Annotated in this window: 20 protein-coding genes; 11 read left to right on the top strand and 9 right to left on the bottom strand. The window is 48.7% G+C overall.

Annotation, left to right across the window (positions count from 1 at the left end):
• Positions 1 to 125 precede the first annotated feature (125 nt).
• The 5 genes from AC50YG_RS06085 (at position 126) to AC50YG_RS06065 (ending at position 3,964) form a co-directional block, all read left to right on the top strand.
• On the top strand, positions 126 to 1,043 hold the full coding sequence (locus AC50YG_RS06085) for an ABC transporter ATP-binding protein (RefSeq protein WP_494825457.1): 918 nt from the start codon (positions 126 to 128) through the stop codon (positions 1,041 to 1,043).
• Positions 1,040 to 1,798: an ABC transporter permease gene (locus AC50YG_RS06080; RefSeq protein WP_494825455.1), complete on the top strand. Its 759-nt coding sequence runs from the start codon at positions 1,040 to 1,042 to the stop codon at positions 1,796 to 1,798. The genes AC50YG_RS06085 and AC50YG_RS06080 overlap by 4 nt, the downstream gene beginning before the upstream one ends.
• Before the next feature lie 9 nt (positions 1,799 to 1,807).
• Positions 1,808 to 2,542: an ABC transporter permease gene (locus AC50YG_RS06075; protein ID WP_494826339.1), complete on the top strand. Its 735-nt coding sequence runs from the start codon at positions 1,808 to 1,810 to the stop codon at positions 2,540 to 2,542.
• A 169-nt stretch (positions 2,543 to 2,711) separates the two neighbouring features.
• On the top strand, positions 2,712 to 3,473 hold the full coding sequence (locus tag AC50YG_RS06070) for an SDR family NAD(P)-dependent oxidoreductase (protein ID WP_473758431.1): 762 nt from the start codon (positions 2,712 to 2,714) through the stop codon (positions 3,471 to 3,473).
• A gap of 32 nt (positions 3,474 to 3,505) precedes the next feature.
• Complete coding sequence (locus tag AC50YG_RS06065) at positions 3,506 to 3,964, top strand: RidA family protein (protein WP_494825453.1); 459 nt, start codon at positions 3,506 to 3,508, stop codon at positions 3,962 to 3,964.
• 192 nt (positions 3,965 to 4,156) lie between these two features.
• On the opposite strand, the gene AC50YG_RS06060 is transcribed toward AC50YG_RS06065, so the two are convergent.
• Both AC50YG_RS06060 and AC50YG_RS06055 read right to left on the bottom strand, forming a co-directional pair.
• On the bottom strand, positions 4,157 to 5,164 hold the full coding sequence (locus AC50YG_RS06060) for an aldose 1-epimerase (RefSeq protein ID WP_494825451.1): 1,008 nt from the start codon (positions 5,162 to 5,164) through the stop codon (positions 4,157 to 4,159).
• Between the two features lie 187 nt (positions 5,165 to 5,351).
• Positions 5,352 to 5,690, bottom strand: a complete 339-nt coding sequence (locus AC50YG_RS06055) for a LytTR family transcriptional regulator DNA-binding domain-containing protein (protein ID WP_046228950.1) — start codon at positions 5,688 to 5,690, stop codon at positions 5,352 to 5,354.
• A 187-nt stretch (positions 5,691 to 5,877) separates the two neighbouring features.
• On the opposite strand from AC50YG_RS06055, the gene AC50YG_RS06050 reads away from it, so the two are divergent.
• The 6 genes from AC50YG_RS06050 to AC50YG_RS06025 all read left to right on the top strand — a co-directional run bounded on the left by AC50YG_RS06050 (position 5,878) and on the right by AC50YG_RS06025 (position 12,437).
• Entirely contained in the window at positions 5,878 to 6,960 is a 1,083-nt protein-coding gene (locus AC50YG_RS06050; protein WP_494825449.1) for a lactonase family protein, read from the top strand.
• A gap of 33 nt (positions 6,961 to 6,993) precedes the next feature.
• Positions 6,994 to 8,229, top strand: a complete 1,236-nt coding sequence (locus AC50YG_RS06045; RefSeq protein WP_494825447.1) for an MFS transporter — start codon at positions 6,994 to 6,996, stop codon at positions 8,227 to 8,229.
• A 185-nt stretch (positions 8,230 to 8,414) separates the two neighbouring features.
• A complete protein-coding gene (locus AC50YG_RS06040; RefSeq protein WP_494825445.1) occupies positions 8,415 to 9,188 on the top strand; it encodes a DUF2087 domain-containing protein in 774 nt (257 codons plus the stop codon).
• A gap of 58 nt (positions 9,189 to 9,246) precedes the next feature.
• The gene (locus AC50YG_RS06035) at positions 9,247 to 9,663 is read left to right on the top strand and encodes a GIY-YIG nuclease family protein (RefSeq protein WP_473758293.1); all 417 of its coding nucleotides are present in this window, start codon (positions 9,247 to 9,249) and stop codon (positions 9,661 to 9,663) included.
• A 295-nt stretch (positions 9,664 to 9,958) separates the two neighbouring features.
• Positions 9,959 to 11,152, top strand: a complete 1,194-nt coding sequence (locus tag AC50YG_RS06030; RefSeq protein ID WP_494825442.1) for an MFS transporter — start codon at positions 9,959 to 9,961, stop codon at positions 11,150 to 11,152.
• Positions 11,121 to 12,437: an LLM class flavin-dependent oxidoreductase gene (locus tag AC50YG_RS06025; protein WP_494825440.1), complete on the top strand. Its 1,317-nt coding sequence runs from the start codon at positions 11,121 to 11,123 to the stop codon at positions 12,435 to 12,437. Before AC50YG_RS06030 ends, AC50YG_RS06025 begins: the two co-directional genes overlap by 32 nt.
• A gap of 89 nt (positions 12,438 to 12,526) precedes the next feature.
• Here AC50YG_RS06025 and AC50YG_RS06020 read toward each other — a convergent pair whose 3' ends face one another.
• From AC50YG_RS06020 to AC50YG_RS05990, 7 genes are all read right to left on the bottom strand, one after another.
• A complete protein-coding gene (locus AC50YG_RS06020; protein WP_494825438.1) occupies positions 12,527 to 13,162 on the bottom strand; it encodes an FMN-dependent NADH-azoreductase in 636 nt (211 codons plus the stop codon).
• Between the two features lie 272 nt (positions 13,163 to 13,434).
• On the bottom strand, positions 13,435 to 17,142 hold the full coding sequence (locus tag AC50YG_RS06015; RefSeq protein ID WP_494825436.1) for an S-layer homology domain-containing protein: 3,708 nt from the start codon (positions 17,140 to 17,142) through the stop codon (positions 13,435 to 13,437).
• A 371-nt stretch (positions 17,143 to 17,513) separates the two neighbouring features.
• A complete protein-coding gene (locus AC50YG_RS06010) occupies positions 17,514 to 17,906 on the bottom strand; it encodes a type II toxin-antitoxin system death-on-curing family toxin (protein ID WP_056042737.1) in 393 nt (130 codons plus the stop codon).
• 1 nt (position 17,907) lies between these two features.
• On the bottom strand, positions 17,908 to 18,201 hold the full coding sequence (locus tag AC50YG_RS06005; RefSeq protein ID WP_056042735.1) for an AbrB/MazE/SpoVT family DNA-binding domain-containing protein: 294 nt from the start codon (positions 18,199 to 18,201) through the stop codon (positions 17,908 to 17,910).
• A gap of 286 nt (positions 18,202 to 18,487) precedes the next feature.
• Entirely contained in the window at positions 18,488 to 19,048 is a 561-nt protein-coding gene (locus AC50YG_RS06000) for a nitroreductase family protein (protein ID WP_081419136.1), read from the bottom strand.
• A gap of 22 nt (positions 19,049 to 19,070) precedes the next feature.
• Positions 19,071 to 20,102: an ABC transporter substrate-binding protein gene (locus tag AC50YG_RS05995; RefSeq protein WP_494825432.1), complete on the bottom strand. Its 1,032-nt coding sequence runs from the start codon at positions 20,100 to 20,102 to the stop codon at positions 19,071 to 19,073.
• 119 nt (positions 20,103 to 20,221) lie between these two features.
• Complete coding sequence (locus AC50YG_RS05990; protein WP_494825430.1) at positions 20,222 to 21,811, bottom strand: helix-turn-helix domain-containing protein; 1,590 nt, start codon at positions 21,809 to 21,811, stop codon at positions 20,222 to 20,224.
• Positions 21,812 to 21,903: the final 92 nt, after the last annotated feature.

Raw genomic sequence — 21,903 nt, 5'->3', positions numbered from 1 at the left:
GCTTTTGCTGGTTTTGGAGCGTGACAGGCCGTCATCGGCCCGATTTAAGGCTGACGTAAGGTTAGCTTCAGTTTACAGCAAGGCGGCATCGTTATGCTTGATTGACAATATCAAGATGGGAGTGAATGACGATGCAGGCGATTGTATCTACCCGCGGCCTGTCCAAACGATACGGCAGCAGCTATTCGGTGGAAAAGCTCGATTTATTGGTGGAAGAGGGAGAGATTTATGGCTTTCTTGGACCGAATGGAGCCGGGAAATCGACGACTTTAAAAATGATTCTAGGGCTCGCTCAGCCGACAGAGGGCAGCGTATCCGTATTCGGCAAGGAGCTGGTCAAGCACCGCCGTCTTATTTTAAGCCAGACGGGCTCTCTGATTGAATCACCTTCCTACTACGGCCATCTGAGCGGCTTGGAAAACATGCGCGTCGTGCAGCGGCTGCGGAATGTCCCCGGCAGCCATGTGCGGGAAGCACTTAAAATTGTCCGGCTAGAGCAGCAGCAACATAAAAAAGTATCGCAGTATTCCTTGGGCATGAAGCAGCGCTTAGGCATTGCGATGGCGCTGCTGGCTTCGCCTAAGCTGCTAGTGCTGGATGAGCCGACCAATGGTCTTGATCCGGCAGGTATCGGGGAAATTCGCGAGCTGATTAAAGCTTTGCCGCAGCGCCTGGGAATGACGGTGCTAATATCCAGCCATCTATTGTCGGAAATCGAACAGATCGCCACCTCAGTAGGCATTATCCATCAAGGCAAAATGCTGTTCCAAGGCAAGCTGGATCAGCTGCGAAATGAAAGCCGGCCGACAATTGCCTTTAAGACGAGCCAAAATCCGATGGCGCATTCGCTGCTCGCTGCCCAAGGCTTTACGCCGATTTTACAGGATGGCTTCCTGCGATTAAGCCATCTGACAGATGCTCAGGTAGCGCGAATCAACAGGGAACTGCTTGCAGCAGATATTGATGTGCTGCGCATAGAAGAGCATAAAAAAAGCTTGGAGAGCCTGTTTCTCGAATTGACAGGGAAGGAGCGCAGCTTATGATCCGCTCGATTTGGCTGGAATGCTACAAGCTGCGCCGAAGATACGTCGGGATGACGGTACTGCTGATGATTGGGGTGGAAATGGGGTGGGCGTTTCTGGCAACAAGCATGTCCATCGCCCGTAATCCTGATCAGGCAAGCTGGGAGCCGCTTATTGCGATGACGGCATCCTTGAACGGTCTATTTGCCCCTATTCTCGCAGCGATCTGCGTATCGCGTATTTGTGATATGGAGCATAAGGGCAATACGTGGAAGCTGCTGCTTTCCATGTCTGTCAAGCGGGAGAGCTTATATGCTGCCAAATATGGCTGTGTGGCCCTTATTTTGCTGTTTGCCTGTTTAGTGCAAATATTAGCGCTGATTGGCTTCGGCAAAATGAATGGTTTTGAGGAAGCGGTGCCGATTATGCTGCTCGGACGCTTGCTTGCTGGAACGATGGCTGCCCATCTGGCCGTCATTGCCTTACAGCAGTGGTTATCCATGGCGCTTAAAAATCAGGCATTCGCGCTATGTCTCGGCATGCTTGGCGGGTTCATTGGCATGGCTGCTGATCTGTTCCCGAGTGCAATAAGGCCATTGTTCATCTGGTCGTATTACTCGGGACTCAGTCCGGTTGCCCAGAGCTATACGGATAATCAGCTTAAATTTATAGCGCGGGATTTAGGAGCAGGGCTTCCCATGCTGGGACTGCTGCTATTCCTGGGGTTGTTGATCTATAGGGCAGGCCGATGGCATGTATCCAGACAGGAGGTGTAGAGGATGCTTATGCTAAAAAGGGTAGTTCCCGCTGAATGGCTGAAGCTGCGCCATTCGCATCTATGGATCGTATTGCTTGCGCTGCCGATTGTCAGCGTCCTGATGGGCTGCGGTAATTTTTATATGAATCAGGGTGTATTGCAAAATGGCTGGTATAGCTTATGGTCGCAAGTCGGGCTGTTTTATGGCGAGTTTTTCTTTCCCACGCTGATCGCTATTTGCTGTGCCTATCTTTGCAGATTGGAGCATACAGGTAAAAACTGGAATATAATGTTGACAGCTCCGATTCCGGTTGCCAGCATTTTTTGGGCCAAGCTCTATACAGCTAGTATACTGACGGGCTTTGTGCAATTGGTGTTTGTCCTGCTCTATATGATAGGGGGAACAATGGTTGGATTGAGCCTCTCCGAATTGCCAGGAGAATTACTGGGCTGGCTCGTGCGGGGCTGGCTGGCTGCTGTTACGATTTGCAGCTTTCAATTGCTGCTGTCCTTGCGGATACGCAGCTTTGCCGTCCCTGTAGGAATCGGGCTAGGGGCAACCTTTCTGGGGCTGGGCATGTATGTAGCGAAGGCCGGGCTGTTTTTTCCGCATTCGCTGTTGACGATTGGCATGGGCGTGCTGAGCCCGGAGCGTTTGCCTGTTCAGCAGCAGCTGACGGTCGTTGCTGTGAATGTGCTCTATACGGCTGCATTCAGCGCCGCTGCCATTTACCGGCTGCGAACGGCCGACGTTTCGGCATAACGCCTATCATCATCGGACAGGTGAACAGCATTAGACATCCTTCGTCAAAATAAGCACAATATTGAAATTTTGAATATACGCATGGTACAAGGATATGGTAGCCTAGGAGGGAAGCTTTACCAATGATAAACGACGAATGATGAATAAACAAAGGAGCTGAACGTTAATGCTGCAACTCGACTTGACTGGAAAAATCGCGCTCGTAACCGGAGCAACCGGAGATTTAGGACGCGTGATGGTTAGAACGCTCGCAGACTGCGGGGCGGATGTCGTCATTCATTATAGGAGCAATGAGGACAAGGCGCTTGAGCTGAAGCAGGCGGTAGAAGCTTTGGGCAGACGCGCGATTACGGTTCAGGCAGATATTACGAAGCAAGGCGATGTAGACCGGCTTCAAGCGGAAGCGGCGGCAGGCCTTGGGCATGTGGATATTGTCGTGGCGAATGCCGTTATACAGTACCAGTGGGAAAGCGTGCTGAAGCAGCCGGTGGAGGATTATGAAAGCCAGTTCGAATCCTGCGTCATGCAGAGCGTCTATTTGGCAAAAGCATTCGTTCCCGCAATGGTGGAGCGTGGCGGCGGTCGTTTTATCGGCATCAACACGGAATGTGCGATGCAAAATGCACCCGGCCAATCGGCCTACGTAGCAGGCAAAAGAGGGATGGACGGCGTGTACCGCGTGCTTGCCAAAGAGGTTGGCGAGAGCGGCATTACGGTCAACCAAGTGGCGCCGGGCTGGACGATCAGCGAACGGGACCGTGCTGCAGGCAGCGAGCGAAATGAAGGCTATGAGAAAAATGTACCGCTGAAGCGGCGGGGAAGCGATCAGGAAATTGCCAACACAGTTGCATTTCTGGCGTCCGAGCTGTCCAGCTTCATTACGGGTGCGTATGTGCCGGTTAATGGCGGAAACGTTATGCCAGCGATTTAATGTAGCTGCATAAATTGATAGGAGGTGTTCTCTTGTCCGAATCTACGATTAGTAAACGACTTGTTGCGCTTGGTATTGTGCTGCCTAAGGCGAGTGAGCCTGCGGCAAAATACGCAAACTGTGTAAATGTGAATGGACTGCTGTTTGTTTCAGGCAAGGGGCCATCTGGAGGTCCGAAGGGCAAGCTGGGCAAAGACTTCACGACTGAGGAAGGTTATGAATTTGCCCGGCAGGCGGGGCTTGAGGTGCTGGCCGTGCTGCAGGATGCACTGGGCTCCCTTGATAAAGTAAAACGGGTCGTGAAAATTCAAGGCTTCGTCAATGCGACAGCTGAATTCGAAGAGCATCACAAGGTGCTGAATGGCTGCTCCGACTTATTGATGGACGTGTTCGGGGAAAAAGGAAGCCATGCCCGCTCCGTCCTCGGTGCTGTATCGGTAAGAAACAATCTCCCGATCATTGTGGATTCGATTTTTGAAGTAGAGGAGTAGAGGGACGGCATGTAAATCTCTCATTTCTCTAAATGAAAGAAAGCCGGAGCGCCCGCTCGTATGCGGGGCTTCGGCTTTCTTTAAAATAGAGGAGAGAATATGATGTTTCCATCCTTTCTCTCTATTTCTCGGACTGAAACGCGCCGCGCCGCCAAAGGACGGCAAAGCCGTTTACGCTTGCGTATGCTGCAGTTACTTGGCAGCCGGCTTCACATACAGGCGGCTCGTCTCTTCCCAGATGCCGTTTGGCTCCAGGCTGACCAGGCCGATTTCGTCTGCTGGCAGATCGACATTCGGTGCATTAACGAGGTTAAGCTGCGGCTCAGGGCAGAAAAACTTTCCGGAGGCGTTGCTGTTCCACACCATCCACTGTTTATAGGCTGTTCCCGCATCATAGACCAAAGTCACTTGCTCGCGCGCATCCGTCAGCTCCATCTGATTGCGGCCATTGCGCGCCTCCACCGTATAGTGATTGTCCAGTGGCTCAAAATAAGGAGAAGCGCCCGTCGTTTTCAGCTTCTCTTCATCGCTGCTAAGCGGCTGAAATTGACCTGTCGGCAGCATGCGCTCATCTAGCGCCCAGCGTTTGCCCGCTGTCAGCGTGAAGCTGTAGTCGCCCGAAGTGCTTTGCGGGGCAAAAGGCGCATTGATCGCCGTATGGAAGCCGATCAGGCATGGCATTGCGTCATTCCCGCGGTTATGTACGGAAATATGCTGGAATAGTCCTTGGTCATTCAATGAATAGCGCAGCGTAATCGCAAAACGATGCGGCAAATACGTATAAATCGGATGCTGCTCATCCACTGCGATTTGAAGCAGCACATAGCTTTCGGTTTTCAGTGTGCCGTAGTCCAGCACTTCCCATGCAGCCGTATGTACGAAGCCATGCAAATGGTTTCCTGTTTTTGGCTCATTAATTGGGAATGTATACGTCTTGCCGTTCATAGTAAATGTGCCATCCTGATAACGGTTCGGAGGGAACAGCACGGGAATGCCGTGAGTACCAGGACTTGCTTTAAATGCTGCCATCTCGCTCTCAGCCGGCTCATGCAGAAAATGATAGCCCTTCTCTATATCGCGGAAGGCAATCAGGTTAGCACCTACTGCGGGTAGAACCGCTGCCTCGTAGGCTCCCCATTTTAACCAAACGGCTGGTTCTCCATGAAATGCTTGCTCAAGCGCTTGTCCTTGCTTGCTCATAATAGCCTCCTTAAATTTGGCGAATATTTGGCGATTCATGCTCCAGATTAGAATAACAGGATCAATGTAAACACACAACCGCCGTATTCCGTGAATTACGGTATACGGCGGTTGTGTGTGAATGGACGGCGAATGTTTGAGCATATGGACGTAGGGAAGTTGTGTGCGGTATGTGCCTGTTAACCGATTATTGCGCTTGCCCTACGAGCTGCTTGATGACGGTTTGCTTTCGTCTAGGGATAGGGATGTTCTTGGAGTCGGATGCATCGGTGCCGAAATAAGCAATGCCATCCGTGATCGCCTTCACTTTGCGAATGTTAATGTAGCAATTGGAGCTGACTTGATAAAAATGGCTGTCGTCAATCAGCTTGCGAATTTGGTCCCCGGTCATTCTTTTCTTTATATTGTAGTTTCTGCCGTGGAAGCTGACGAGCTCGGGCATGCCGACCTTGAAAAAAAGGACGTCCGACTCGATTTCAAAATCCTCGTAAATATTGCGTTCACCGTTCAATACAGTATTCATCATTCCATAAGCCCCCTTCAAGAAATGAGAATGAAAACGGAAAATTGTTAGCGCTTACATTATATCATGGGCAGAAGACATTGGAAAGCGTTTTTTCAAAAACGGTTGTCATGCTTATTTTCATTGTGCTATGGTCACTATAATATAAAAATTACGCTTACATAATGAGAGTATGAGAGGATGAATAAGATTGAAAGCAAACAAGCTCGCAGGAATCGTCTATATCGGCTGCTACGGCAGTGCAGCGGAGCCGTGTATTTACGTGGCGAAGCAGGATAGCGAAAACGGTTCGCTAACGGTCATTCAGCAGGTAACGGGTATCGAAAACGCGTCATTTCTGAACGTGAATGAAGCAAGGGACCGGCTGTATGCGGTCAGTGAAACGGCGGAAGCAAATGGTGTGCGGGGCGGCGAGGTTGCTGCTTATGCGATTGACCCAGCAACCGGCAAGCTGAGGGAGCTAAACCGCCAGTCTACCCATGGCGAGCATCCATGCTATGTCAGCTCGGATGGCAAGTCCGTATTCGTAGCTAATTATACAGGCGGGAATGCAGTGATACTGCCGCTTGCAGAGGATGGGTCCTTGAAGCCGGCGGCGGCAGTTGTCGGCAGCAAGGGAGAGCTTGGGCCAAATGCGAGCCGTCAGGATGCGCCGCATGCCCATGCGATTTTGCCGCTCGGCGGTCCATCGCCTTATGTTTACATAACGGATCTCGGCACGGATTCCATCCTTATTTATCGCCAGAATCCAGAGGGCGCGGAGCCGCTTCAGCATGTGTCCTCCTACCAGCTGCATGCAGGAGCAGGACCGCGGCATTTGGCGCTGCATGAGCAGCTTCCCATCGTCTATGTGATGAATGAGCTGGATTCGACGGTTTCGGTGCTGAAAAAGAATGCGGAGGATGCAGGCTCCTTGGAGCTGGTGCAGACCATAAGCGCGCTGCCTGAAGGGTTTAACGCGTACAACGATGCGGCGCATATTGCGCTGGCACCGTCGGGCAAGTTTTTGTACAGCTCCAATCGCGGCCATAACAGCCTTGCGGTATTTGCAGTGAATGCGGCTGACGGCAGCCTAACGCTTGTGCAGCATATTTCCTGCGGCGGGGAAGGCCCCCGCAATTTTACACTTGCTCCTGATGGCAGCAGGCTGCTTGTGGCGAACCAGAAGACGAACCATCTTTTGAGCTATCGGGTTGATGCAGGCAGCGGCTTGCTGACATCTGAAGGCGAGCTGTTACAAATTTCAAGCCCTGTGTTCGTCTGGATCGGTTAAGCACAGCAGAAACAGTGAGAGAAGGCGTGCGGCATGTCCAAGGCACATCCATTAAGCAATCCTACTAAAACAGTTGATTCGAAAAATAAAGCGTTATTTGGCATATTATTTGCTATAAGCGGCGTCCATCTGCTGAATGATTCGATGCAGTCGGTCGTCGCCGCCCTTTTCCCGATTTTTGAACAATCGCTCGGTCTAACGTTCGGCCAGATTGGCTGGATTACGTTTACTTTGTATATGACCTCCTCCGTATTGCAGCCAGTTATTGGAATTTTATCGGATAAAAAGCCTGCGCCATGGATGCTCATTGCCGGCATGTGCTGCAGCATGGCAGGGATGGCGGGACTTGGCTTTGCGCCGAACTTCTGGACGCTGCTGCTCGCGGTTGTGTTCGTCGGCTTTGGGTCAGCGGTATTCCATCCCGAAGGCTCACGGGTTGTTTATTTTGCTGCGGGCGGCAGGCGCGGACTGGCGCAGTCGATCTATCAGGTCGGCGGCAATTTTGGACAAGCGCTAGCGCCGCTCATGACGATTTTTATATTCGTCCCGCTTGGGCAGCGCGGTGCCGTATGGGGGACGCTGCTGGCGCTGGCAGGCATTATGCTGCTGCTGCGCATCGTGCCTTGGTACGCAGCGGAGCTTGCGGCGAAAGGGCTTGCGGATCGCAAGGCGAAGCAGAGCGGTACAGCCGCAGCAAATGCGGATGCACTTAGCACGAAAGCGGTAGCCATTGCGCTGGGACTGCTGCTCGTCATGGTATTTGCCCGCTCCTGGTATGCAGCTGGGATTACAAGCTTTTATCAATTTTATTTGCAGCGGGATTATGGGCTGTCGATTGGTGCTGCACAGGTGCCGCTCTTTTTGTTCATGGCGGCAGGTGTCGCTGGCACTTTTTTCGGCGGCACGCTATCCGACCGCTTCGGGCGCAAGCGGATGCTGCTGTTCTCGATTGCGGGGGCTGCGCCGCTGACCGTCATTTTGCCGCATTTACCGATTTTCTGGGTGTATCCGGTCATTACACTGCTCGGCCTTATTCTCCAGTCGAGCTTCTCGGTCAGCGTCGTCTACGCGCAGGAGCTAATGCCAGGTAAAGTCGGCATGGCATCGGGGCTTATTACCGGGCTCGCCTTCGGCATGGGCGGCCTTGGGGCCATAGTGCTCGGCACAGCAGCCGACCATTACAGCATCGCGCAGGTGATGTACGCCTCGAGCGTGCTGCCGCTGCTCGGCTTGTTCGGCATCTTGCTGCCGAAGGATCGGCGGGATTAAGCTTTGCTTGAAGAAGTCTCCAAAACCGTGGATAGGAACGGTTTTGGAGATTTTTTGCTTCTATAAGTACAGGGAGAGCTTCCCTGCCTTTTATAATTTGATTTTTTAAAGTGGATATTGTTAATAGCCAAACAAAATGTTATTATGTCTATAAAATATATTGTTTGGAATAGGTGGTGTTTGTTTTGTCGCAACATGATTTATTCTGGTCAGCGGAGCTTACCGACTTGAAGAAAGGCTTTGTGTTCGTTCAAGACGAGGGCCGATACAGCTGTCTCGTATGTGGAGCAGCCTTCGAGGATGGAGAAGTATTCCGTGTTCCTGATAACGATAAATGGTATGATGCCCGCAAATATGCGGCCTATCATGTTCAGCATAGCCATGGCTCGATGCTCGATTATTTGCTCAGTCTGGATAAGAAGGCGAGCGGTCTGACCGATTTGCAAAAGCAGCTCATCCGTCAGTTTGCCTCGGGTATGTCCGATGCGGAAATCGTCAAAAGCTCGGGAGGTGGCAGCGCCTCGACCATTCGCAACCATCGGTTTGTGCTGAAGGAGAAAGCGAAGCAGGCGAAGCTGCTGCTGGCCGCCATTGAACTGATGGAGAGCGGAGTGTCCGCAGATACACCGCGTTTTATGCCGATTCACCGCACAGCGACGCAGGTTGATGAACGGTATGCGATTACAGAGGATGAATACGTGTCGATTATGCAGCAATATTTTCCGCAGGGGCCGAATGGTCCGCTTGCTTCGTTCCCACGTAAGGAGAAGCGCAAGGTGGCGATTTTGCGCCATATTTCAGCAGACTTTGAAGCTTCGCGCAAGTACACGGAGAAGGAAGTAAATGACCTGCTTAAACGTTACTGGGAAGCCGACTATGCGACGCTGCGCCGCTATTTAATTGAATATGGCTTTCTTGACCGTACGGATGATTGCAGCGAATATTGGGTTAAAGGCTGACTTGGCAAGGGCAGCTTGCTAGCTGAAAGTGAATAGACGAATTTGAGGAGGAATAACGATGAATAAAGAAGAGCGCAAGCAGCTGACGGCACAGTATATGGAGCAGGAACGGGTAATGGGCGTCTATCAAATTACGAATACGGCAAGCGGACGCAGGTTTATTGGCTCGACCTCCAATATGGATGGGGCGCTGAACCGGGTGCGGTTTGAGCTGGACTTTGGCACACACAAAAATGATGAGCTGCAAATGGACTGGAATGAGCAGGGAGCGGCGCAGTTCGAATTTGATATTTTGGAAAAAATGAAGCTCGAAGAGAAGGTGCTGTTCGATTATAAGGATGTAAACCCAGCGGAGCAGGGAGGCACGTCGGCCGAGCAAATGCGCAAATATAAAAAAGCGGCCGAGGGGTTGGAACAGAAGTGGCTGGAGAAGCTGCTGGCCGAAGGCGTCGATTGTTATAACGAGCCGGAATAGGCTGCATCAGATTGGGAGAACGAGCATGATTTTAGCTTATGAGGCGGCATAAAAAGAAGGAGCAGGATCATTCGCCCTAAGGGGTTGGATGGTCCTGTTTTGTATGCTTGTCGCTATTTTGCTCGCCCAATCGATAAACTGAATCGGTCCATAGACAATTTCTATTAGCAAGTAAATTGACGGTAAGAGAAGGGAAGTGATAGAGTGTTGTTAATCATAAAACCAATTAAATTAATGAGTTTTATCGGGATTCGAACGAGAGGTGAAGGGCGGGAACGAATGGAGGAGCAGCACAGTGCTTCACTGGAAGCGTAATCTTTATATTTTATGGTTTGGGCTGTTTTTCAATCATATGGCATATACGCTCTCGGTGCCATTTTTTCCATTGTTCTTACAGCATGATCTCGGTGTCGACAAGGGACTGGAGGCTTGGTCCGGCGTTTCCATTGCGATCAGCTTTCTGATCAGCGGTTTATGTGCGCCCTTCTGGGGCTCGCTTGCTGATAAATATGGCAGCAAGCTGATGCTTGTGCGTTCAGGCGTTGGCCTTGGGGCCGCGCATGTGGCGAACTATTTTGTCTATGATCCTTATACGTTTATCATTGTGAGGATTTTTCAAGGGCTGATGGCCGGTTTTACGCCCGCCTCACTCGCTTTGGTCGGGACGAACACACCGGAAAAGCATGTCGGGTACGCACTCGGCGTCATCTCCACATCGACCGCTGCTGGCGGCATTATAGGTCCGCTTGTCGGAGGCGTGCTGAGCCAGTGGATTGGACTGCGTGAATGCTTCATTGCGTCAGGCATCATTACGCTGATTTCAGCGTCCGTCGTTTTAGGTGTAAAAGAAGTACGTGAGCGCCGCACCGAGGCACGGCCGAGTGTGCTTCAGGATTTGAAGCAGGCAGCCCGGAATTCCAAGTTAATTCGCATCTATGGGCTGATTTTGCTGGTGTCCACCTCGGTCATGATTTTGGAGCCGCTGGTTACGCTCTATGTTGTGCAAATTGGCGGCAGCATAAGCAGCGCTAAGCTTAGCTCGGGTATTGTATTTTCGGCGATAGGGGTTGCAACCGTCATTATGGGCCCTTATTGGGGTAGGCTTGGCGGACGAATCGGTTATGGCAAGGTGCTGCTTATTGGGCTGATTGGTGGCGGCATTGGCAATTTGCTTCAGTTGACCATGCAGCATCTGGTCGGCTTTGGGATTTTGCGCTTTGGCTACGGTTTGTTTTTCGCCGCAGTGTATCCAGCGCTGAATGCGCTCGTTATCCAATATGCGGATAAGGACTTTCGGGGGAGAGCGGTTAGCTTGAGCCAAACCGCCAGTCAATTTGGTATTGTAGTCGGCCCTCTGCTTGGCGGTTTTATTGGCGGGTGGGCCGGTATCCCATTTGTATTTTTATTAACAGGTATTACTTTGCTGGGAGCAGCATGGGGAATAAGGGAGGCAAGTCATGACAAAACGACAATTGAAGCTAGGGGCTAATTTAAATGGGGTGGGCAACAGCATTTCTTTTTGGCGCCATCCGGATGTGCCCATTAATGCGAGCGTAAGCTTGGATTTTTACAAAAAGCAGGCGCAAATAGCCGAGCAGGGCAAATTTGATCTGCTGTTTATTGCGGACGGCTTGTTCATTAACGAGAAGTCCAATCCGCATTTTTTAAACCGGTTTGAGCCATTGACGCTGTTGTCGGCGCTGACGGGAGCGACCTCGCATATCGGCCTTGTTGCGACGTTATCGACCTCTTACAGCGAGCCGTTTACGGTCGCTAGGCAGTTCGCCTCCATTGACCAATTGAGCAGCGGCAGAGCGGGCTGGAACGTCGTCACTTCACCACTCGAAGGCTCGGCTTTGAATTTTGGCAAAGGTGAGCATCCGAATCATGCGCTGCGCTACGAAATGGCCGAAGAGCATTTGGAAGTAGTCAAAGGCTTGTGGGATTCATGGGAAGACGATGCGTTTGTCGGCGACAAAGCAGCTGGCGTGTTTTTTGATAAGGAGAAGCTGCATACGCTGCATCATAAAGGCACTTTTTTCTCGGTACAGGGGCCGCTTAATGTGGCGCGTTCCCGTCAGGGCTATCCGGTTATTTTTCAGGCTGGCTCCTCGGAAGCGGGCAAGGATTTAGCAGCGAGGTCGGCTGATGCGATCTATTCGGCACATGAAACGTTCGAGGAAGCGCGGGCTTTTTATCAGGATGTGAAAGGAAGAGCGGCAGCATTGGGAAGGGAGTCCGGCGAGCTGCTGATTTTCCCAGGTATCGGGCCAATTGTCGGCAGAACCGAAGCGGAGGCAGAGCAGAAGTATCAGGAAATAGCTGAACTCGTGGAAATGGAACAAGCGCTGCTTTATTTGGGGCGTTACTTTGATCATTATGACTTTTCCCCGTTTCCACTGGATGAAGCATTCCCAGACATTGGCGATATCGGCAGCAACAGCTTCCGCAGCACAACGGACAAAATCAAGCAGGAGGCGAGAGAGCAGGGACTCACGCTGCGCCAAGTCGCACTTCGGGCATCAACACCCCGCACATCGTTTATCGGCACACCGGAAACCATTGCAGATCAGATTCAGCAATGGTTTGAAGGGGAGGCGGCAGATGGCTTCAACGTTCGAACGGTCGTCCCAGGAGGCTTGGCAGATTTCGTAGAGCTGGTTGTTCCGATTTTGCAGCAGCGCGGGCTATTTCGTACCGAATACGGAAGCGACACGCTGCGCGGCAATTTAGGGCTTGAAGTACCAAGTAATCGGTATGCGGTAAAGCTTTGATCCTAGCATCAATCAACGACAAAAAAACGACCGAGATCGGATCTCGGTCGTTTTTGTTGTTAAAGCAGTGAAAAAATCGCAGTGAAATATTAGAAGCTAGCTGCAATTTCTTTCGCTTTAACGATCGCTTGTGCTTTAATCGCTTGGCCTTGATCTTGCGATACAGCCATACCTTCAACAAACAGCGGCTCGAAGGAAGGGATTCCGTAGAACAGCGAGATTTTTTTCAGGTAGCTAAAGCCGCTTTCCATTGCAGCTGCAGGGCCTTCGGAATAAACGCCGCCGCTAGCTTGGATGTGCAAGCCTTTTTTATCAGTAAGCAGGCCCACAGGACCTTCAGCAGTGTATTTGAACGTTTTGCCAGCAACGGAAACCGCATCAATGTATGCTTTCAGAACTGGAGGGAACGAGAAGTTCCACATTGGAGAAACGAATACATATTTATCAGCTGCAACGAACTGTTCTACGAGTTCGCCAAGGCGTGCAACTTTAGCTTGCTCAGCAGCAGAAAGCTGGTCGAATGCAGTGCCGGATTGAAGCTTGCCCCAGCCGCTGAATACGTCAGCATCGATAGCAGGAATATCAAGATTGAACAGGTCAAGACGAACGATTTCATCAGAAGGATTAGCTTCACGATAAGCGTTAACGAATTCTTCACCTACAGCAAGGCTGAAAGATGTGGAGTGATCATGCGGGTGTGCAGTAATGTACAATACAGTAGACATAATTATAACTTCCCTTCGTGTTTAAATGGTACTTCTCCATTATAACTTTTTTTTAGTTAATTTCAATAAGTAATTTGTTAATTTTAATGTTAGAGTATTTTTTAGATTGGGAACGTTTATGGACTCAAGTCAGTCTTCCCCTATGAGGAGTTATTTATTTATACAAATTCAGCTTGAAGGAAAGCTTATGATTGACAGCAGAAAATCCAAAACCACAGCCACGTTACGACTATGGTTTTGGATTCCGCTACTTGAAAGTAATCATTTTGTACTTACTTTGCGAGCAATTTATCCAACAAGCGAATGATCATTGCAACGGACTCCGCACGGGAAGCAGATTCATTCGGTTTGAACAATCCGTTGCCTTTGCCACTTACGATACCCGCGGCTGCGAAAGCACTTATAGGTTCAGAGGCCCAATTGGCAGTTGCATCCGAGAATGGATTGGATGAATTAGGAGTATAATTGGTCAATCGGGCAAGCATGGCAACGATCTCAGCACGAGAGATTTCTTGATTAGGATGGAAAGAACCATCACTGTAACCCGTGATTATCCCTTTACCTTGTAAGGCTGCGATCGCTTCAGAGGCCCAATGCCCTTGTGTATCTGTGAAGGAAGAGCCGCTAGCATTCCCAAGACCAAAAGCTTTCGCAAGCATTGTGGCGAACTCCGCGCGAGTTACCTTTTCATTGGGATGATAAGAGCCATCACTGTAGCCTGTTACAATACCCATCTTAGCGGCACGCTCGACTACTGAAGCACTCCATGAAGCTGCTGGAACGTCCGTAAAGCTTACGGTAGGAGCAGATTGTTCTTTTTCTACGATAGCCTTAACTACATCTACATCTACCTTGTCGTTAAAGACCAGCGTCGAAGGCGTTGGTGTCTGTGCTGGCGTTGGTACAGGTGTCGATGTCGGTGTTGGCGCTGGTGTTGTTACTGGCGTCGATGTAGATGGCGACGTCGGCGTCGGTGTTGGAGTCGTCGTTGGCGTTGGTGTAGGTGTCGACGGCCCATTGTTCGTTTGTTTCACAACGGAAAACTCATCTACGATATTACCTGCACTCGTACGTGCTTCCACATGGATCTCATCATCGGTAATTTCAATAGCGGAATAAACGGGAATGTCTTCATCAAAGATAAAATTCAAATAATTATACTGGGTGCCATCATAGAATTTCCAGCCCGAAGCACCGCCATCAAGGTATACAGTACCTTCATTTGTGGTTTTATTCGGCTTGCCCTCCTGCATTGGATAGGTGCGAGCATACACATGATCGTGACCCACTAGAACTAAATCAACTTTCTTTTCTTCCAAAATAGGGGCAAAATACGTTTGGGTATACTCCACAAGGGATTCTCGACCATTTTCCGTATGGTAGGCAGGACGGTGGAACATAGCGACCGTCCATTTTTTATCATTTTGATCCAAGTCTTCTTTCAACCAGGCTGCTTGTTCAATCATTTGTTCCTCTGTGCCTTCTGAGTTCAATACGACGAAATGAGTATCATCGACCTCATAAGAATAAGCATATTGCAGTTGGGATGCGGGTCCGTTCTTTGGAAAATTCGCGCCTTTAGTAAATACTTCCTTCCCTTCGCTCTTCACATCATGATTACCCAAGGTTAGAGCTGTAGGAAGTGTTGCTGCATAGACCGAGGAAGCTTGCCAGAACTTCTGCCATTCTTCAAATGCACCGCCTACATCAACCATATCTCCGCCATGCATAATAAACTGCGTTGATGGATTTTGTATCAAAGCGCTATTCATTAGTGCTTGATAAGCTTGTATTCCTTGTGATTGATTCGTATGCGAATCCGTAATAAACAAGAATGAGGTCGGGGTGGACTTGTTCTGGTCTACAGTAGAATATTCATGCCACTGCGACCAATTACTCTCATGGCCTACACGATATTTGTAAGCAGTATTTGCTTTCAACCCTTCAATCAGGACATTATGAAAGCGGATCTCACCCTTCGATCCATTCTCCTTCATACTCAGCACCTGAAGCTCGCTTTCCGCTTGCTGTTGCTTTACATGGTTGAAATCGGGATTTTCTTCAGTTCCCCATTCACTAGCTTCGATGTATTGAATAGAAGTAAAGGCTTGCTCCGGATTTGTTTGCCACGCAGCGCTCATTTGTGAGGACATATCCTCTGTTACATAGGTCTGAACATATTGCGGTTCATCCGTTCCGTACTGCTCCACAACTTCGTAATGGACAACCTTACTGTTCTGATCACCGATGACAGCTTGAACCTGATAGGTTCCAAGTGCCAACGTAGTTAAATCTGTCGTTAATTGACCTTTAGCATCTGTTTGGCCAAGACTGCTGTTCAATAACTTACTGCTGACATCAGCTTCAGAAATATAGCCTGTTGTTTGGCCATCTGGGAGAATAACCTCGAATAAACCATCTTCAGCTTCAGCTGAAGCATAGAAGCGTTCTCCAGCTTGTGCAACCACTATCACGTCAGAAGACATATCATCATCGCCATAAACATTAGACGTTACAGATTCAACCGTAACGACTGAGCTTTGCTTTAATAAGCCAGTGAAAACAATATCTGCACCTTCATACGGTGTACCTTCACGGTCCAATACGGTAAAAGTAGACGATGTGCCCACACTCACTCCCGTCATTTCCAGCTGATATGGAAATGCGATTGTATAGTGGATAGGGGAAGCTAGCGGTGAGCTAGTCTGAGCTCCGCCCGCTGTAAGATTAGGAGTACTCATGGTTATGGTTTTGTAATTTTCACCACGCTTTAACACGGCATGAGAGCTCACTCTAAAGTTAACCGTAACGACATCATGGGTTGCGGCTGTTACGTTATCAAGTGCTACCTGAACAATTCCTTGATCATTGTCGATATTTGAGTCCAGGGCAACTCCAGTCGCCTGAGTAATGCTTTCAACTTGAAGAGTGTTTGCATCATAAATTAATGCGAATTTTACCGAGTCTGCATTCAAGTAGTCTTTGAGGCTAACTTGAACAGGGTAGATTTCATTACTGACGGCTTCTTCAGCAGCAGTCATGAACAAACGTTCACCTGCATTTATCGTGAAAGCATATGTTCTGCTTGCTGGGTTGCCGACCATATCCAACACGTCAATAACAAGCTCATGATAACCACCATCCACAGATGCTCCTGGATAGGTCAATAAACCAGTGTCAGAAGAAAAGTTTGTTCCTTGTGTAATATCCGTTCCATCCAAAAGAACCGATAACGTATCTAAATCTAGACCTGCTCCGATATCGGTTAGCTCAACCTTTATTTCATCAAGCGGAGCGTTTAATACGTCATTCTCGACGGGGGATATAGGTTTAATGCTAGGTACGTCTTTATCCTCATCCTGATCCTCATAGATAAAGGTAATATCATCTACCCAAATCGAGCCTTTATTTTTTTTGCTCATATTCGATTGTTTCAATTGGAAAAACAATTCAAGGACTATCGGACCTGATTTGCCCTGCGGAACAGCGGCCTCAATATATTTCCAACCAGACCAGTTGATGCCCGTTTGACTTGCGTCATAAAACTCTGCTTGGAAAGAGGAGCCGCCTTGATCTCTAAATTTTGTCGTTAGCAAATGCCCTTCATTGTTCCCATAAACCCACATGCCTACTTTAGTAGGGTAACCTGTTACGGGGATGCTCCCTGTTTTATAACCTACTTCGATTTGAGAAGGGTTATCCACTATCCCAATCATATCGTAATCAATTCTAGCCGAATATTGTCCATTTCTTACGTGCTTCTTGTTATCCTCCAGGTGCAGCGTAGCCTCATACATCCGTTTAGGATTAAATTTCACATCTGAGATACCATCTTCAAAATTCTCAACTATGACGGAGGGCGTGACCGGTTCCGCTGCATAGACATGATCATTTTGCCCAAAGCCTGGATTCAATCCTCCTACTAGCAACGTTACCAATGATAAGGTTACTATTGCCTTGCGAAATGCTCTGATTTTCATTACTTTTCCTACTCCCCTTAATAAAATGATTGTCCAACGAGTAATATAACAGCGCTATGTAAATTTAAAACTCATTTACTATTAAGAAATTATATTAATTTAATTTGAAAAAATAATAATTCTTTTGATAAGTAGAACCTGAATTTGTATAGGTTAGGTTTTTCATGATGGACATCATCTACTGCAATGGAAATTGGGATCGAACCTAGCAATGGGGTAGTGCTGCTTGACATGCAAAAAATCCACAACCGAAGCGGTTGCGGATTACATGGTGATGGCGAGGGAGTCGGACCCCTTTTCGAAGATTACGCCAAGCTTGCTTTTATAGGTGTAGTAAAGGATTTGATGTCACCTGAGAAGCCGCCTTTGGCTCATCTGCTTACAGAATGTTCTTTCAATATATGCGCAGTAGTCTCCAACGAATGAATTCCTTTTGCAATATCTACGATAAACTCCACGGCATATTCACGTTCCATTCTTAGATGTTTTCCATTTAACAAAAGGAATGATTTTGTCACCAGATGAGCTGTCCGTTTATTTCCATTGTGAAAGCAAAGATTTTTAACTAGCGACTCTAGTAGGGCTGCAGCTTTGTCGAATAAATGGGGGTAAGCATCTTCTTCAAAAACACTTTGCTGAGGTCTATGTACCGCAGATTCCAGCAGGCCGTGATCCTTCACACCTGCTTGGTCTGCGTCGTTCATTTTTTTCATCATGAAGTAGTGGGCCGAAATAACCTCTTCTTTGGTTAGGAATATGGCCATATCATCGATCCCTTAAATCTTTAAGGATACCTTCATCTTCTTCAAACACGTCAAAGAAGGCTTCAAGAACTTCTGGTCTTACATTATCTGGGAGTTGACCTTGCCGCACCTTCTTCAACACCACTTCACCGCGATCATTCTCAATAAATTCGATCTCATCACCTTGTGAGATATTCAGCTTCTCAGCCAGGCTTTTTGGCAAGCTTACTCCCAAACTATTGCCCATTCGTCCAATTTTGCGGGAATACCGCGTTACATTTGGTTTATTATTTGTCACTTTGACCACACCATTCATTGATATTCTCATCTCTATAAGTATGATCTATACTCAATTTGTTATACCTTATAACTGTAATAACTTTTATAACGTATGTACATAATAGCAAATTACTCCTCAAATATAAAGCACAAACACCATCCTCATATGGATGGTGTTTGTGGTGGTAGGGGCAAATTGTGGATGTACAAAACCACAATTATTATACCCGGCATTCAGACCAATCGTCGATTTTGGTGATAATGCCTATTCTTCTGATTCATGGAGTAGAATGAGCAAGGGAGTTGCCCCTTAGCTAAGCTATCTAATGCTCAATCATTGTCAAAAGCTCTGCCAAAGGCGTACGAGGCTTCGGCGCAGGCTGCGCTTCCGAGTTAAAATAGCCCAGATGCAGCGTACCGACGATTTTCTCCGCCGCTGTTACTCCGACTGCCGCCTGAAAATCGGCATGCTCATTGTAAGGACTTGTTTTCCATACACATCCGATCTCCTTTTCCCAAGCAAGCAGTTGAATGTTTTGAATGAGCGCGGATGTGGCTGCGAAAGCTTCTTCCCATGCCTTCTGAGGCAAGTCTGCCTTCATCACGACAATGAGATGAACAGGTGTCTGGCTGCAATAGGCCTCGCGTATTTGCTCTCCATACTTTGCAACGAACTCCGGCGGCCTTGTATGAAGGACAGCCTCTGCAAATCCGCGTCTTCCCTCACCGATAAAAAGAATGAACCGCCAAGGCTCTTTCTTCGAATGGAACGGTGCCCATACAGCGTCCTCCAGAAGCGTATATATTACTTCCTTTGGAATCGGCACACCATTAAAATCCTGAATCGTCCTTCGTTCTCGAATGATATTTGCAATATTATTCATTACTTTCATACCCCAATCGCCATTAGGAATTCAACGAAAAAGCAGTCGTAATTTCGTCGATTATTTTGTTAAGCCCAATCGGACCGTAGCCTGCAAACCATAAGTTTGCATCTCCGATATAGACGCGATTATTTTTAACAGCGTTTAGGTTCGACCAGATGGAGGTGCTCATAATGGTATCCAGCGCTACCTTGTTGACATCGCCAGGACGAAGAATGATGAACATGCGATCCGGATTCAGCTCAGGGAGCACCTCTGCTGAAATCGGCACATTCCATGAATCTTTAAAATCGACAGCTTCTACCGATGCAGGTGTTAAGCCTAATGCACCAAACATGACGAAGTTATCGCTAGGCTGAATCAGCTGTAATTGCTTGTCCTGAACCCTCATAAAAGCAACCGTTTCATTCGGGGCTTCAGCAGCCAGCTTATCATGTGCATCCGCCACTTTCTTATCGTATTCCGCTTGAATGCGCTCTGCTTCAGCTTCCATGCCGAACACAGCAGCGGTTTCATGGAATCTTTCCCAGTCTCCTTCATTCTCGTTGTCAAAAAGAATGGTTGGAGCGATTTTGGACAGCTGGTCGTAATTGGCCTCGCTGAGCGTTTTAGACGCCAGAATAAGATCCGGCGCTGCTTCAAGCAGTGCTTCGTAATTTGGCGCTTCACCTGAGCCGATTTCAATCGTATTCTTCATTTGGTCAGCCATGTACGCAGGAAAACCAAGATCGTTGTAAGTAACCATTGCATGAGGCTCAATGCCGAGTGCCAGCAGATGGTCGGCGAAAACATACAGCATGCCAGCTACCTTTTTCGGATGAGCAGGTACAACAACATCGCCTTTAACCGTAGAAATAGTCCGGGTTTCAGCCCCGGATGCCACTGGCGAAGCTGATGGAGACTCGGATCTAGGGGACTCCGTACTTGAGGATTCCGCCTGCTCAGAGGGTGATCCGCTTGCCGCTGCATTTCCGGTGCTGCTGCTTTGGCCGCAGGCGGCTAACAAGCCGATAAGAAGCAGGAGCGAGAGAAGAAGAGTACCTCGCTTCATCATTTGAGAGAACACACTTATTTTAAACAAAACTTGCCACACGCCTTCCTTTATGATTTTGATAATCATTATCGTTATTTATTATAGGCAGACGTATGTTTTAAAGCCATGGACGATCCTGCTCACTGCATGGACGTTTGGCTCATGAATAATTCGGTTGTCCGGCGTAGAAACAAGGCATGGGATAGAGACGTGTAGCAGGAATAGCTGCGGGAAGCTCCAAGATCATAAATACGGCCGCTGCGCGCCGCTTTAAGTTCACGCCATGCTGCATTTGATTCGATCGAATGTCTGAATGCCTCGCTTTTTCGATGATCCCCGCCGGTGAACAAAATCAAATGATCGATATGATAGGCGGCTAGCTCCTCAATCGTAAGCATTTGAGAATGGGAGACATTAGCCAGTTCTCTCGGCATCGCAAACCCTAAATCGCGATACAGGACCGTACCCAGATTACGACTTCCAAACAGTTGAAAACGACCATTTTCAAATTGGGCCACGGCAACAGTCTGATCTTCGATTTGGTGTTGGATGGCGATACGCGAGCGTTCAGCCGATGTTTCATACTGCTCCAGCCATAAATCAGCCGCCTCGGTCCGATTCACTGCCCGGCTAATCATACGAAGATGGTCGCGCCATTCCCCATGGAAGGGCACCGTGCAGGTAGGGGCAATATGCCGAAAAAGATCGGCTTTGTCTGGTTCTTCATAATCTGTGCGCTCAAAACCAATGATGAGTTCGGGTCTGGCATGCAGAAGCTTGTCCAGATCAGGCTGAGCATTTCCTACTGTCAGGGTGTCACGCAGCTCGGCAAGGGGTTCTTGCGAGGGGTTGACCATTGCGGCATAGGGCTGCATGCCAAGCGCCAGTAAATGGCCCGTGTAAGGGATCGCTACAGAAGCGACTCGCGCTGAGTTGCGGTATTTTTTGATGAAAACGGTTGGCGAAGTACCCGTTGCAGCTTTAAATTTGCGGCTGAAATAAAACTCATCCTGGTAACCGACCCGATGTGCCGTCTCGCGAATGGTATGATCAGAACCAATCAGCAGGTTGCCTGCTTGTGCGATGCGGACTTCATTTAAATATTCCATAGGCCCCCGGCCAAATTCCCTTTTGAAAAGCCTAGAGTAATGCGCCACGCTCATACCTGCCATCGCTGCCAGCATTTCACGTGTGAGGCTGTGGTGAAAAGAGGTATCGATATAAACTTTCGACTGCTGCATCAGCTCACGGACATGGTTATGAAGCAGCTCAGGCTCCGTCTCAGCATGCCTAAGGACTAGCAGCAGCAGTTCTTGAAAGCGAATGTTCGCTTCCATGCGATCCCACCTGTTGCCTGCTTTCCATGCTGCGCTTATTTCCCTGGCCAGCTGTGGCGCTTCTGATAATGACACAGCCTGCTGGAAGTTTGGTTCAGCCTTCTGACGGTGAAGTGTGCCATCTGATCCTTCTATATAGACATCAAACGTAATTCGTTCATATTCAAGGGGAGAGTGGCCCCGAGCTCCTAACGTCCAGCTTATATCCGGTGAGAGAAGAAGGGCGTGTGATGGATAAAGAATAAGCGGCTGCCCGTTCCATTTTCCTTCCCCGCTGCCTTTTGTAATGATGAGAAGAGTATAGTGATCGGACTGATGAAGTTCCGGTTCAGTCAGAACTGTGCTGACGCTTTGAGCATCAATGAGCATATATAATCTGCCTTGTTCCTTCATTTGGGTTAGTTTGCTCCTTCCGCTGAGAGTACGATGTCAAACAATAATTACTCATATTTTACACCTATTTGCAGAGGGAGTACCATGGATTG

The organism is Paenibacillus sp. J31R34 (assembly GCF_059383715.1).
The sequence above is the reverse complement of the archived record's forward strand: the minus strand, read 5'-3'. Positions and strand labels throughout refer to the sequence as shown.

Coding starts and splice junctions, on each gene's coding strand:
- AC50YG_RS06005 (WP_056042735.1), bottom strand. CDS start 18,201: ATGAATGGTGTGGTCAAAGTGACAAATAATAAACCAAATGTAACGCGG.
- AC50YG_RS06075 (WP_494826339.1), top strand. CDS start 1,808: ATGCTAAAAAGGGTAGTTCCCGCTGAATGGCTGAAGCTGCGCCATTCG.
- AC50YG_RS06010 (WP_056042737.1), bottom strand. CDS start 17,906: ATGGCCATATTCCTAACCAAAGAAGAGGTTATTTCGGCCCACTACTTC.
- AC50YG_RS06055 (WP_046228950.1), bottom strand. CDS start 5,690: ATGATGAATACTGTATTGAACGGTGAACGCAATATTTACGAGGATTTT.
- AC50YG_RS06025 (WP_494825440.1), top strand. CDS start 11,121: ATGACAAAACGACAATTGAAGCTAGGGGCTAATTTAAATGGGGTGGGC.
- AC50YG_RS06045 (WP_494825447.1), top strand. CDS start 6,994: ATGTCCAAGGCACATCCATTAAGCAATCCTACTAAAACAGTTGATTCG.
- AC50YG_RS06080 (WP_494825455.1), top strand. CDS start 1,040: ATGATCCGCTCGATTTGGCTGGAATGCTACAAGCTGCGCCGAAGATAC.
- AC50YG_RS06085 (WP_494825457.1), top strand. CDS start 126: ATGACGATGCAGGCGATTGTATCTACCCGCGGCCTGTCCAAACGATAC.
- AC50YG_RS05995 (WP_494825432.1), bottom strand. CDS start 20,102: ATGATGAAGCGAGGTACTCTTCTTCTCTCGCTCCTGCTTCTTATCGGC.
- AC50YG_RS05990 (WP_494825430.1), bottom strand. CDS start 21,811: ATGAAGGAACAAGGCAGATTATATATGCTCATTGATGCTCAAAGCGTC.
- AC50YG_RS06035 (WP_473758293.1), top strand. CDS start 9,247: ATGAATAAAGAAGAGCGCAAGCAGCTGACGGCACAGTATATGGAGCAG.
- AC50YG_RS06000 (WP_081419136.1), bottom strand. CDS start 19,048: ATGAATAATATTGCAAATATCATTCGAGAACGAAGGACGATTCAGGAT.
- AC50YG_RS06015 (WP_494825436.1), bottom strand. CDS start 17,142: ATGAAAATCAGAGCATTTCGCAAGGCAATAGTAACCTTATCATTGGTA.
- AC50YG_RS06060 (WP_494825451.1), bottom strand. CDS start 5,164: ATGAGCAAGCAAGGACAAGCGCTTGAGCAAGCATTTCATGGAGAACCA.
- AC50YG_RS06020 (WP_494825438.1), bottom strand. CDS start 13,162: ATGTCTACTGTATTGTACATTACTGCACACCCGCATGATCACTCCACA.